We start from the raw sequence: 12,102 nt of genomic DNA, 5'->3' as shown, positions 1-12,102 counted from the left end.
TTATGATGCATATGCCAGATTCATCACATATGCGTTGTCAATAGGCGAGAGCCTCCACGCGCTGGACAGCCACCATGCGCAGCTGCACCTTCAATATCACACAGAATAGCGAGAGACGGCATTCAGTTGGACGCCGGAAACCGATCCGCAAGAGAGGACCCATGCGAAACGGACCAAGCCCTGTCAGGCAAGGCGAGCATCCAATCGATCTTTATTACGCCCCCACGCCCAATGGCTGGAAGGTCTCGATCTTTCTCGAAGAAGCGGAGTTGCCCTATAATATCGTTTCGATGCGCCTTGGTGAGCGCGACCAGGATTCCCCATCATTCCGGTCGATCAATCCCAATGGACGCATTCCGGCCATTGTGGACCATGCACCGATCGAGGGTGACGATCCGATATCGCTTTTTGAAAGCGGCGCGATCCTGTTCTACCTCGCGGACAAGATCGGGCGATTTCTCCCCACTGGCGTCAGCGAACGCGCGGCGGTGATGCAATGGCTGATGTGGCAGATGGCCGGACTTGGTCCGATGGCCGGGCAGAATGGCCATTTCCTTCTCTACGCGCCCGGCGCGGCGCCCTATGCCACCGAACGCTTCTTCAATGAGGTCGTCCGGCTTTACGGCGTTCTTGACACGCAGCTGGAAAGGCTTGGCCCCTTTATCTGCGGCGACTATTCCATTGCCGACATGGCCTGTTTCCCCTGGATCATGACCCACAAGAAACAACAGATTCCAATGGATCGCTTCCCCCATGTGGCCCGTTGGTTCGCGCTCGTGCGCCAGCGCGAGGCCGTGCAGCGCGGACTCGCCGCTGGCGCCGGCATAGCCAGTGTCAACAGCGTTGAAGCCCAGGCCGCGCGCCAAAAACTGATCGAAGCGTCAAGGCGACCGGTATGACCAACATCGACTTCTATTTCGACTGTGCCAGCCCCTGGACCTATCTGGCTTTCGAAACCATCGAGGCCGTGTCGCGGCATTATCGCGTTCAAATCGATTACAAGCCGGTTCTTGCCGGTGGAATATTCAACGCCGTCAATCCCAGCGTCTATCATGTTCGGGAAAATGTGCCGGCCAAGGTCACCTGGGGACGCGCAGATCTGCGACAATGGCAGGACATGACCGGAATCGAGTTCCGCTTTCCGCCGCCCTTCCATCCCGTCAATTCGGTTCAGGCGATGCGCAGCTGCATTGTCGCGGCACGCCAGAATCTGCTCATCCCCTATGCGCGCAAGCTCTTCGAAGCCTATCATCGCGACTGGCGCGACATTGCCGACCCGGCGGTTCTGGGCGATCTTGCCTCCGACGTCGGCATGGACCCGCTGGCCTTTCGCGACATGCTTGGCGAGGAACGGGTCAAGCAAGAACTGCGCGCGCTCACCGACGAGGCGATTGCCCGCGGCGCCTTCGGCTCGCCGACATTCTTCCTAGGGAAGGCGATGTTCTTCGGCGTCGACAGAATTCGCAACCTGACATTCCATCTTGAACGCGCACGATCGCCACAAGCTCGATACGCCCCATTCTGGTGCTGGGCCGGCGCCGACCAGCTTAACGAAGCCAAATAAACAGGAGAATAATGTGTCCGACAGCAAGATCCTCGTGAACATTCGCGATGGCGTCGGCGTCATCAGTTTCAATGATCCCTCGACGCTCAATGCCGTTACCGGCGATATCATCACCACCCTGGGTCAGGCCTTCAATCGGCTGGAAAAGGAAGCGCGCGCCATCGTCCTGACGGGCGAAGGCCGGGCCTTCTGCTCCGGCGCGGGCCTTGGCAGCGCGCTCAGCGTGAAGCCGGGAGAAAAGATCGATGCCGGTCTTATCCTTGAAACGCACATCAATCCGCTGCTGCTGCGCCTGCGGGACATCGACATTCCGTGGATTGCGGCGGTCAATGGCCCCGCGGCGGGTGTCGGATGCGCGTTCGCCCTTTCCGCCGACCTGATCGTCGCCAGCGAAGATGCCTATTTCCTTCAGGCATTTTCGAGAATCGGGCTGGTGCCCGATGGCGGGTCGAGCCACCTTCTGATGCGCACCATCGGCCGGACGCGCGCGATGGAGATGATGCTTCTGGGCGAAAAGATCGGTGCGGCGCAGGCCTTGTCCTGGGGTCTCGTCAATCGCGTCGTCACGCCGGACGTGCTGATGACCGAAGCGATCTCGCTCGCGAAAAGGCTGGCGGAAGGCCCCCGTTCGCTTGGCTATATCCGGAAGCTCGGATGGAAGGCCGTCGACGACGACTATGAAGCCGCCCTGCTGGAAGAAAGGTGTATTCAGAAGATCGCCGGCGAGACCGACGACTTTTCCGAAGGCGTCAATGCTTTCATGGAAAAACGGCCGGCGCGCTTCAGCGGACGATAAGGAGGCAGGGCTTTTCACGACGGTGCGGCAGCCGCTCTTCCAGGCCGCCGCATCGACTGAATCGAAACCGCGCTAGTAACCGCTCAGCAGCGCGCAACGATTGGCGTGGTAATCGGGATCGCCGAACTGCGTGTTGAGGATGCGCGCGCGTTTCATGAACAAGCCCATGTCATGTTCGTCGGTCATGCCGATACCGCCATGCATCTGCACGCCTTCGCGAACCGCAAGATCGGCCGCAAGACCCGCCATCGCCTTGGCGACGCTGGCTGCGACGCCAATTTCCGCGCCCTCATCGAACAGTAACTGCGCCCGGCGTAGCGCCGCGCGCGCCAGTTCCAGTTCACCGTGCAGATGGGCCGCCCGGTGCTGAAGGGCCTGGAAACTGCCAATGGTCGCGCCGAACTGCTTGCGTTCCTTCAGATAGCCCAGCGTCATCTCGAACGCCGTCATGCCCACCCCATAAAGTTCCGCCGCAGCCGCCAGCGCGCAGGCGTCAAGAATATCTTGCGCAGGCGGCTGGCCGTCGATCCGGGCGTCGCCGGACAGGTCGACGGTATCGAAGTCGATATGCGCCGCCATGCCGCCATCGGCAAGGCGCGCCTTGCCGATGGTGACGCCTTTCGCACCCGGATCGACCGCGTAGAAACGCGGGTGATCGCCCTCGCCATCCCGCGCGAGCACCAGCAGAAGGTCCGCATCGCCGCCCCACATCACAGCGGTCTTGCGGCCGGTAAGACGCACGCCTTCCCCCGATTTCACCGCCACGGTCCGCACGGCGTCAGGATCGCCAGAACCGTCCTCATCGATCGCCAGCGCAATGCAGATGCTTCCCTCCGCAATCGCGCTGCGCCATCCGGCCGCCGCTGCGCCGGACGCCGCGGCAAGGGTCATCGCTCCGCCGACAGCGGTTGCCAGAAATGGCGATGCGCAAAGGTTCCGGCCAATCTGTTCCTGAATTATGGCGATCTCGGAATGGCCAAGACCCGATCCACCGGCCTCGACCGGCAACAGCAGACCCGAAAAGCCCATGTCGCCAAACGTCTTCCAGAGCGCCTTGTCATAGCCAACCAGATCGTCTCGCAATGCACGGACCCTCGAAACGGGGGAGTGCTGCGCGACAAAGCCCGCTGCACTGTCGCGCAGCAAAGTCTGATCTTCGCTGAGAAGTAATGACATGCAAAAATTCCTTAGCTGGATGGCAGGGCGAGGATATGTTTGGCCACGATGTTGAGCTGGATCTCGCTCGTGCCGCCCTCGATGGAATTGCCTTTGCTCCGAAGCCATCGGCGCGCGGCATGGCCGCCATCGGATGCTACGCTGTCCCATTCCAGCGCGGCCATGCCCCCGGCCCAGACGATCATCTCCTGACGGCTCTTGTTCAGTTCGGTCCCCAGATATTTCATCAGCGACGGCTTGGCCGGATGGGCGGCGCCGCTCTTGAGTTCGGCGGAAAACAGTTCCGAACAGGCGGCATAGGCATGGATGCGGACATCCAGCATCGCCGCGCGCGCACGCCGCACCGGATTGCGCGCCAGTTGCGGCGCCAGTTGCGGACCGACCGGCCGGATATTGCCGAGCACAGACGAACTGGAAATCATTTCCCGCTCGTGGGCCAACAGATATTTGGCGACGTCCCAGCCCCGGTTGAGCGTCCCGACGAGTTGGTCGCCCGGAACCCGCACATCGTCGAAAAACGTCTCGCAAAATGGCGACAGTCCGGAAATCAGCTTGATGGGGCGCGTGGATACGCCCGGCATCGTCATGTCGAACAGCAGGAAGCTGATGCCCAACTGCTTGGGCGCATCAGGATCGGTACGGACCAGACAGAATATCCAGTCGGCCTTGTCGGCATAGGATGTCCAGACCTTCTGGCCATTGACGACGAACGCCCCGTCCTCCTGCCGCGCCTGCGTCTTGAGCGAAGCCAGATCCGATCCAGCGCCCGGTTCCGAATATCCCTGGCACCAGCGTATTTCTCCACGCACGATCTCCGGCAGGAAACGCCGTTTCTGATCTTCCGTGCCATATTTCAGCAGGGCCGGCCCCAGCATCGACAGGCCGAAGGAGAAAAGCGGCGATCGTGCGCCGATCCGCGCCATCTCCTCGCGCAGGATCTTGCTCTGCGCCGTCGTCAGGCCGCCGCCGCCATAGGCGCTGGGCCATTCAGGCGCGGTCCAGCCCCTTTCGCTCATCCGCCTGAGCCATACTTCCTGATCCGGGCTGGAGAAGCGCCAGTTGCGCCCACCCCAGCAAAAATCGCGTTCGTCCCGCACCGGCTCGCGCATCGACGCCGGACAGTTTTCCTCCAGCCAGGCGCGTGCGCCCCTGCGAAAATCATCAAGATTCTTGTCCAATTTCTTCCTCTCCAAAACAGGTCGCTTCATCGGGCCATTCGACACGAAAGGCATCGCTTGCGCCTGCGCGTGAACATCCTATGGCTGTGCTGCAACGCGAACGATCACTTTGCCCTTCGCCTTCCGATCGGCAAGCTCGGCAATGGCCGCACCTCCTTGCTCCAACGGGAACACGTTGGAAATCACGGGTCGCAATTCGCCTTTGGCGACCTTTTCGATCAGTTCATCGACCATCGCCCGATAGCGATCCGGGAAGCGTTCGCTGTAGGCCCCTGCGAAGACCCCGATGATCTGGCATCCCTTCAGCAGTGTCAGATTGAGCGGGATGTTCGGAATCCCGGCAGGAAATCCGATTACCAGATAGCGACCTTCCCAGGCGAGCGTGCGCAGCGCCGGTTCGGCGAAGCTACCGCCCACCGGATCATAGACGACGTCCACGTCGCCGCCCGCCGTTTCCCGGATCGCCTTGCTGAAGGCGCGCTGCGCCTCGGTGTCGAGCGGACCCGCCGGATATATCAATGTCGCGTGCGCCCCGGCCGCCCGCGCGGCCTGCGCCTTTTCCTCGCTGGACACTCCGGCGATCACGGTTGCGCCCATCATACGGCCAAGCTCCACCGCCGTCAGCCCCACGCCCCCGGCCGCGCCCATGACGAACAGCGTCTCGCCCGGCTGAAGCCGTGCCCGGTCCTGGAGCGCATGATAGGATGTCGCATAGGTGAACTGGATGGCCGCGCCGGTCTCGAACGACAGCGTGTCGGGAAGATGATGGCACCGCACCGCGTCGATGACGACAAGCTCGGCCAGAGCGCCGAACCTGCCAGCCGCCAGGATTCGGTCCCCTGGCGCGAAACCTTCCACGCCCTCGCCCACAGCATCCACAATGCCGGAAAACTCCGCGCCGGGGGAAAAGGGCCGGGTGGGCCGAGCCTGATATTTATCCTCGATGACAAGGACGTCGGGATAATTGATGCCGCAGGCGACCACCCGCACGCGCAATTCGCCCGGTCCCACCGACGGCTCCGGTAGATCGACGATCTCAAGCGTGTCCGGTCCGCCGGGCAAGTTGCTAACCAATGCCTTCATACCTGCCGATTCCTCTCCATTTTTGGGCTGGGTGTCGCTGCGTAACGTTTCGCGAAGAAGGCCCCAGGTGAAGATGTCGGGAAAGATATTATACTGGTGATCGATACATGGAGGGCTATCCAACGCCGCAAACACTTGCCACAGGCTGGTATCGACAGGCTCCGGAATGCCGACGCGGTTTCTTTAGCGTTGCCGGCGAACGAAGCATCTGAGCCTTCTGTTGCAAATGGCCTGACGCGACGATGGGATGCCGCGCCTGCGCCCCATGATATGGAGAAGCGGATATGACTGACGCATATATCATCGACGCGGTTCGCACCCCGCGAGGGATCGGCAAGGTTGGCAAGGGCGCGCTGGCCAATTTGCATCCGCAGCATCTGGCGGCCACCTGTCTCAAGGCGATTGCCGAACGGAACGGACTGGACACCAGCACGGTCGATGACATCATCTGGTCCACTTCCTCGCAGAAGGGCAAGCAGGGCGGCGATCTGGGCCGCATGGCCGCGCTGGACGCGGGCTATGACGTATCGGCTTCGGGCATGACGCTAGACCGTTTCTGCGGCGGCGGGATCAGCACTGTCGCCCTTGCTTCCGCCCAGATCATGAGCGGGATGGAAGATTGCGTCATCGCCGGCGGCACGGAGATGATGAGCTTCACGGGCGCCCGCGAAAAGGAAGAGGTCGCCGCCGGCCTGCCCATGACGCTGATGGGTTCCTATAACGAGCGTCTCGACGCACGCCATCCCCAATCGCATCAGGGCATTTGCGCCGACGCCATCGCCAGCATCGAAGGCATCGGCCGCGAGGCGCTCGACGCATTTGGAGCGGAAAGCCAGCGCCGCGCCGCGCAAGCCATCGCCGAAGGCCGGTTCGACAAGTCTGTCGTGGCGGTGCTGGACGACGCGGGCAATGTCGTATTGGACAAGGAGGAATATCCGCGGCCCGAGACGACGGCCGAGGGGCTGGGGCAGCTGAAGCCCGCCTTTGAGGGGCTGATCGACTATGCCTTCAACGAAAAGGGCGACACCTTCCGCTCCCAGATCAATCGCCGCTATCCGGATGTGGAAGTGAAGAATTTCCACCATGCGGGCAATAGTTCGGGCGTCGTCGACGGCGCGGCGGCCGTCCTGCTCGCCTCGAAGGACTATGCGCGCAAAAACGGGCTGAAGCCTCGGGCCCGCGTAGTGGCGACGGCGAACATGGGGGATGACCCCACGCTGATGCTGAACGCACCGGTCCCCGCCGCCAAGAAGGTTCTCGCCAAGGCCGGACTGACGAAAGACGATATCGCCCTTTGGGAAATCAATGAGGCGTTCGCCATCGTGGCCGAGAAGTTCATCAGGGACCTCGACCTCGATCGCGCCAAGGTCAATGTCAATGGCGGCTCGATAGCGCTGGGCCATCCCATCGGAGCGACGGGCGCGATCCTGATCGGGACGCTGGTCGACGAGTTGGAACGCACCGGTGGTCGCTACGGCCTTGCCACCATGTGCGCGGCTGGCGGCATGGCCCCGGCGATCATCATCGAGTGCGTGGAAGATTTTGTCGACTGAGGAACGCCCTGGCGAACAAGGCCTGGATAGCGGAAAAGACGATGCCGACCGATTTATTCACCGAACCCGCAGCCTGGATGGACGATGAAATCGTCATGTTCGACGATAGCGTACGCCGTTATGTCGAAGACAAGCTTGCGCCCGAACGGCTGGCGCAATGGCGCGAGGACGGCATCGTGCCGCGCGCTGCATGGTCCGAAGCCGCGCAGGCCGGTTTAGTCGGCATTTCCATCGACGCCAGCTATGGGGGCGCTGGCGGCGACTTCCGACATGAGGCGGTGTTGATCCGCCGCATGACGGGGGCCGGCGCGGACGGTTTCGGCATCCCGCTCCACAATGCGATCTGCGCGCCCTATATCGCGACCTACGGCACAGAGGAACAGAAGCGCAGATGGCTGCCAAAACTGGCGTCGGGCGAATATATCGCCGCGATCGCCATGACCGAGCCCGGCACCGGGTCCGATCTTCAGGGCATTCGCACCACAGCGCGAAAGGACGGCAATGGATATCGGATTTCGGGCCAAAAGACGTTCATCACCAATGGCCAGCATGCCGACCTGATCATCGTCGCCGCGAAAACGGATCGGGAAGACGGCGGCAAGGCGATCTCCCTCTTCGTCGTGGAAGCCCGCGATGCAGAGGGCTTCCGGCGCGGCCGCAATCTGGACAAGGTGGGCGTGGAGATGGGCGACACGTCCGAACTCTTCTTCGACGATGTCCATGTGCCGGCCGACAACCTGATCGGCGGCGCGGACGGCGAAGGCAAGGGCATGCGCATGCTGATGCAGCAATTGTCCAAGGAACGGCTCATCATCGCCATTGAAAGCCTGGCGACGATAGAAGCCGCCCTTTCTGTCACGCTGGATTATGTGCGCGAGCGCAAGGCCTTCGGACAGCGCCTGCTGGATTTCCAGAACACGCAGTTCAAGCTGGCGGAGTGCAAGACCGAGGCCGTGATCGCCAGGACGTTCGTCGATGATTGCATCACGCGCTATATGAACGGCACTTTGGACGCGACGACCGCGAGCATGGCCAAATATTGGGTGTCGGAACGCGCGCAGCAGATTGTCGACACCTGTCAGCAGATGTTCGGCGGCTATGGATATATGAACGAATATCCCATCGCTCAAATGTACAAGGATGTTAGGGTCAAGCGCATCTATGGCGGCACCAGCGAAGTCATGAAGCTGTTGATCGCGCGCAGCCTGGAGGGCTGACCGTGACTTTGGTGCGCACTCGCTGGGACGGACATGTCGCGCATGTGACGCTGAACCGCCCCGACCGGCTGAATGCCATCACGGCGCCGCTGCTTGAGGAACTGGTGGCCGCAGCCCAGGCACTGGAAGGGCGCACGGATTGTCGGGCGGTGGTCCTGTCCGGCGAAGGATGCGGCTTTTGCGCAGGGATCGACCTTGAAGCATTACAGGCCGGTCCCACATCATTGGGACTGGAGGATCGCGACGACAACGGCGCCAACCTTCCCCAGCGAGCAGTACTGCAATGGCGCCGATTGCCCGTGCCGGTGATCGCCGCGATCCATGGGGTCGCCTTTGGCGGCGGCCTGCAACTCGCCCTGGGTGCGGATATCCGCCTCGTCGCGCCTGCGGCGCGACTGTCGATCAGGGAACTACAATGGGGTCTGGTGCCCGACATGGCGGGCATGCTGCTGCTGCCGGCCATGTCGGGACGGGACCGGCTTGCCGAGCTTCTGTTCAGCGCGCGCGAATTCGACGGCGATGAAGCCGTGCGTTTGGGTATCTGCACCCGCCGCGAGATCGATCCGCTCGACGCCGCCCTGGCGCTGGCCGGGCAGATTGCAGGCATGAGCCCCAGCGCCGTTCGCGCCGCCAAGCGGCTGCTAGCCCCTGGCACTGGCTCCGATCCGGCAAGGGTCCTGCGCCGGGAAACAACGGAACAGATCGCGTTGCTGGAGGGTGCGCACCATCGCGAGGCGGTCGCGGCGGGAATGGCGGGGCGCATGCCGATATTCGAAGACTGAACGGCCGGGCCGCGCGGTCACGGCGCCGGGAAGCGATGGGAGAGGATATGCAGTTCGAAACGATAGGTTATGCGCTCGCCGATGGCATCGCCATCATCACCTTGTCTCGGCCCGACAGGATGAATGCCTTTACCGGCCAGATGATGTCGGAAATGATCGAGGTGTTCGACCGGATCGATGCCGACGACGCCGTGCGGGCGGTGATCGTCACTGGCGCGGGCAAGGCTTTTTGCGCGGGCGCCGACCTGTCCGGAGGGGCTGATGGCTTCATGGCCTCCGGCAAGAGTGAAGCGCGGCATGCCGATGGCAGTTTCAACTATGACAGCGAGGCGGCGCGCGACGGCGGCGGCCGGCTGACCCTGCGCATCTTCGCCCTGCAAAAGCCGATCATCGCCGCCATCAACGGCGCTGCTGTCGGCATCGGGTCCACCATGACCCTGCCCATGGACATCCGCCTGGCGAGCGAGAGCGCGCGGTTCGGCTTTGTCTTCGCGCGGCGCGGCATCGTGCCGGAGGCTGCCTCCTCCTGGTTCCTCCCCCGCGTAGTCGGCATCTCCCGCGCGCTGCAATGGTGCTATAGCGGCCGCATATTCGGCCCGCAGGAGGCGCTCGAAGGCGGCCTCGTGCAGAGCATCCACCCGGATGAGCAGCTGCTCGACGCCGCGCGCAAGATCGCGCGCGAAATTGCCGACAACACGGCGGCGGTCTCTGTCTCGCTCACACGCCAGATGCTCTGGCGCGGGCTGGGCATGGCGCATCCCATGGAGGCGCATCGGATAGACAGCCGGGCGACCCTCTATCTCAGCCAGAGCGCGAATGCGCGGGAGGGCGTCGCATCCTTCATGGAAAAGCGGCCGGCCGACTTCCCGATGCGGGTGTCGAGCGACATGCCGGATTTCTATCCATGGTGGCGTGATCCGCCTTTCGCGCTCGAAAGCCCCGAACAGTCCGGCAACGATCCGTCATGAACACGCCCGTCGTCCCTGTGCGCGGCAATGCCCGTTTCGACGAGGCGGCGCTGGCGCATTGGCTCGGCGCGCATGTTCCGGAATTTCAGGGCCCTTTGACCGTCACGCAATTTGCAGGCGGCCAATCCAACCCGACCTTCCGGCTGGAAACGCCGTCCGCCCGCTACGTCATGCGCCGGAAACCAGCCGGAGCATTGCTCAAGGGCGCGCATGCCGTGGATCGCGAGGCGCGAGTGATGCGCGCATTGGGCGCCATCGACTTCCCGGTGCCCACTGTCCGCGCCCTTTGCACCGACGACGCCGTCATCGGCAGCTGGTTCTATGTGATGGACCTGGTGGAAGGCCGCATCTTCTGGGACGGAATGTTCCGCGATGTCGGTCGATCCGCCCGCGCCAATCACATGCTGGCCATGAACGACACGCTGGCGCGCCTGCACCTGATCGATCCCGAAACAGTGGGGCTGGGTGACTATGGCCGCCCGACCGGCTATTTCGAGCGGCAGGTCGCGCTCTGGTCAAAACAATACAGAGCCGATCCCGAAACCGGGCGTCTGGTCGACATGGATTATCTGGCCGACTGGCTGCACGACAATATCCCCGAAGGCGGCCCGGCCCGAATCGTCCATGGCGACTATCGGTGCGACAATATGATCTTCGACCCGGTGGAACCACGCATCAGCGCCGTTCTGGACTGGGAACTGTCCACGCTTGGCGATCCGCTGGTGGACCTCGCCAATCACGTCATGATGTTCCGCGCGCCGCCGACCGTGCATTGGGGGCTTGCCGGGCAGGACCTCGCGGCGATGGGCCTGATGCGCGAGGAGGAGTATGTGGAAGCCTATTGCGCCGCCACGGGTCGTCCCGCGATCCCCGACCTGACGCCCTATCTTGTCGTCAACATGTTTCGGTTCGCGGCCATTGCACATGGGGTGCTGGGCCGATTCCGCCGCGGCAATGCCGCTTCGGCCAGCGCGCATGGCATTCAGGACACGCTGGCCAGCTTCGCGGCGCTGGGGCGGGCGACTGCCACGCGTTGACGCTTCGCGCCCCAGGTCAGCGCAACATGGCCCCGCCATCGATCGTCAGCGATGTTCCGGTAATATAGGAAGCTGCGTCCGAGGCAAGGAACAGTACCGCACTGGCGATCTCGCGCGGTTCGCCCCAACGGCCGAAGGGGATGCGCTGCATCGCCTTCTCGGCACGCTGCCCCTTGAAATGCGCCGCGAACAGGTCCGTCGCGATGAAGCCGGGCGCAATCATATTGACCCGCACGCCATCGCGCGCCCACCGCGCGCCCACCGCCCTCGTCAGCCCCAGCAATCCCGATTTCGCGGCGGTGTAACCGGGCGAACGGTCATTCGCCAGAAAGGACACGATGGAACCGATGTTGACGATGGCGCCACCAGGCTTTGTCAGAACGGCATGCGCGCGAACGCACAGATCCATCACGGCAACCAGATTGAGGTTCAGGGTCGCCGCGAAATTTTCAAGCTGATATTCGTCCGGCGATGAACCTCCCGCATTGTTGACCAGCACGTCGAGCGACCCGACGCCGTCGAACAGCGCCTCCCGGTCCTCCGGCCGTTCCAGCCGGCAGCTATGGAAGCGGAAACGGCTGAGGTCGACATCATAATCGCTGGTGGCGGCGCGTGTGCCGGTGACATGCACGTGCGCGCCAGCATCGGCGAACCGGGCGGCAATGGCAAGCCCGATGCCGGACGTGCCGCCCGTCACCAGTATCGTCTTGCCTGCCAAATCCTGCGCGAGCATCGCCGTTCTACGCCT

12 protein-coding genes are annotated in these 12,102 nt (G+C 62.9%); 8 read left to right on the top strand and 4 right to left on the bottom strand.

Going from position 1 to position 12,102, the window contains the following annotated elements:
• The first annotated feature begins 74 nt into the window (after nucleotides 1–74).
• From HUK72_RS21935 to HUK72_RS21925, 3 genes are read left to right on the top strand one after another with little or no spacing between them, the layout of a single operon-like run.
• Nucleotides 75–899, top strand: coding sequence for a glutathione S-transferase N-terminal domain-containing protein (locus tag HUK72_RS21935; protein WP_255325909.1), 825 nt, complete (start codon nucleotides 75–77; stop codon nucleotides 897–899).
• Nucleotides 896–1,564, top strand: coding sequence for a 2-hydroxychromene-2-carboxylate isomerase (locus tag HUK72_RS21930; protein WP_176598654.1), 669 nt, complete (start codon nucleotides 896–898; stop codon nucleotides 1,562–1,564). The genes HUK72_RS21935 and HUK72_RS21930 overlap by 4 nt, the downstream gene beginning before the upstream one ends.
• Nucleotides 1,565–1,577: 13 nt before the next feature.
• Nucleotides 1,578–2,360: an enoyl-CoA hydratase-related protein gene (locus HUK72_RS21925; protein ID WP_176590592.1), complete on the top strand. Its 783-nt coding sequence runs from the start codon at nucleotides 1,578–1,580 to the stop codon at nucleotides 2,358–2,360.
• Nucleotides 2,361–2,432: 72 nt separating this feature from the next.
• Here HUK72_RS21925 and HUK72_RS21920 read toward each other — a convergent pair whose 3' ends face one another.
• From HUK72_RS21920 to HUK72_RS21910, 3 genes are all read right to left on the bottom strand, one after another.
• Nucleotides 2,433–3,536, bottom strand: a complete 1,104-nt coding sequence (locus HUK72_RS21920; RefSeq protein WP_176590591.1) for an acyl-CoA dehydrogenase family protein — start codon at nucleotides 3,534–3,536, stop codon at nucleotides 2,433–2,435.
• Between the two features lie 11 nt (nucleotides 3,537–3,547).
• The gene (locus HUK72_RS21915; RefSeq protein WP_255325908.1) at nucleotides 3,548–4,714 is read right to left on the bottom strand and encodes an acyl-CoA dehydrogenase family protein; all 1,167 of its coding nucleotides are present in this window, start codon (nucleotides 4,712–4,714) and stop codon (nucleotides 3,548–3,550) included.
• A 78-nt stretch (nucleotides 4,715–4,792) separates the two neighbouring features.
• Nucleotides 4,793–5,797: an NADPH:quinone oxidoreductase family protein gene (locus HUK72_RS21910; protein ID WP_176590589.1), complete on the bottom strand. Its 1,005-nt coding sequence runs from the start codon at nucleotides 5,795–5,797 to the stop codon at nucleotides 4,793–4,795.
• 284 nt (nucleotides 5,798–6,081) lie between these two features.
• Here HUK72_RS21910 and HUK72_RS21905 point away from each other — a divergent pair, with 284 nt between their 5' ends.
• Genes HUK72_RS21905 through HUK72_RS21885 form a run of 5 tightly spaced genes read left to right on the top strand, consistent with a single transcriptional unit; the run spans nucleotide 6,082 to nucleotide 11,354 of the window.
• Entirely contained in the window at nucleotides 6,082–7,350 is a 1,269-nt protein-coding gene (locus HUK72_RS21905) for an acetyl-CoA C-acetyltransferase (RefSeq protein WP_176590588.1), read from the top strand.
• Nucleotides 7,351–7,391: 41 nt separating this feature from the next.
• Nucleotides 7,392–8,567: an acyl-CoA dehydrogenase family protein gene (locus HUK72_RS21900; RefSeq protein ID WP_176590587.1), complete on the top strand. Its 1,176-nt coding sequence runs from the start codon at nucleotides 7,392–7,394 to the stop codon at nucleotides 8,565–8,567.
• 2 nt (nucleotides 8,568–8,569) lie between these two features.
• Nucleotides 8,570–9,349: a crotonase/enoyl-CoA hydratase family protein gene (locus HUK72_RS21895; protein WP_176598653.1), complete on the top strand. Its 780-nt coding sequence runs from the start codon at nucleotides 8,570–8,572 to the stop codon at nucleotides 9,347–9,349.
• Nucleotides 9,350–9,396: 47 nt separating this feature from the next.
• Nucleotides 9,397–10,317: a crotonase/enoyl-CoA hydratase family protein gene (locus tag HUK72_RS21890; protein ID WP_176598652.1), complete on the top strand. Its 921-nt coding sequence runs from the start codon at nucleotides 9,397–9,399 to the stop codon at nucleotides 10,315–10,317.
• Nucleotides 10,314–11,354 carry a phosphotransferase family protein gene (locus HUK72_RS21885; protein WP_176598651.1) on the top strand — a complete coding sequence of 347 codons (1,041 nt, stop codon included), beginning with the start codon at nucleotides 10,314–10,316 and terminating at the stop codon, nucleotides 11,352–11,354. The genes HUK72_RS21890 and HUK72_RS21885 overlap by 4 nt, the downstream gene beginning before the upstream one ends.
• Before the next feature lie 16 nt (nucleotides 11,355–11,370).
• Here the strand turns inward: HUK72_RS21885 and HUK72_RS21880 are convergent, their stop codons facing one another.
• Nucleotides 11,371–12,087: an SDR family NAD(P)-dependent oxidoreductase gene (locus HUK72_RS21880; RefSeq protein ID WP_176598650.1), complete on the bottom strand. Its 717-nt coding sequence runs from the start codon at nucleotides 12,085–12,087 to the stop codon at nucleotides 11,371–11,373.
• Nucleotides 12,088–12,102: the final 15 nt, after the last annotated feature.

The organism is Sphingobium sp. 15-1, from assembly GCF_013375535.1.
Taxonomy (GTDB): Bacteria; Pseudomonadota; Alphaproteobacteria; order Sphingomonadales; family Sphingomonadaceae; genus Sphingobium; species Sphingobium aromaticivastans.
The sequence above is the reverse complement of the archived record's forward strand: the minus strand, read 5'-3'. Positions and strand labels throughout refer to the sequence as shown.

Coding starts and splice junctions, on each gene's coding strand:
- HUK72_RS21910 (WP_176590589.1), bottom strand. CDS start 5,797: ATGAAGGCATTGGTTAGCAACTTGCCCGGCGGACCGGACACGCTTGAG.
- HUK72_RS21900 (WP_176590587.1), top strand. CDS start 7,392: ATGCCGACCGATTTATTCACCGAACCCGCAGCCTGGATGGACGATGAA.
- HUK72_RS21930 (WP_176598654.1), top strand. CDS start 896: ATGACCAACATCGACTTCTATTTCGACTGTGCCAGCCCCTGGACCTAT.
- HUK72_RS21890 (WP_176598652.1), top strand. CDS start 9,397: ATGCAGTTCGAAACGATAGGTTATGCGCTCGCCGATGGCATCGCCATC.
- HUK72_RS21920 (WP_176590591.1), bottom strand. CDS start 3,536: ATGTCATTACTTCTCAGCGAAGATCAGACTTTGCTGCGCGACAGTGCA.
- HUK72_RS21935 (WP_255325909.1), top strand. CDS start 75: ATGCGCAGCTGCACCTTCAATATCACACAGAATAGCGAGAGACGGCAT.
- HUK72_RS21905 (WP_176590588.1), top strand. CDS start 6,082: ATGACTGACGCATATATCATCGACGCGGTTCGCACCCCGCGAGGGATC.
- HUK72_RS21885 (WP_176598651.1), top strand. CDS start 10,314: ATGAACACGCCCGTCGTCCCTGTGCGCGGCAATGCCCGTTTCGACGAG.
- HUK72_RS21880 (WP_176598650.1), bottom strand. CDS start 12,087: ATGCTCGCGCAGGATTTGGCAGGCAAGACGATACTGGTGACGGGCGGC.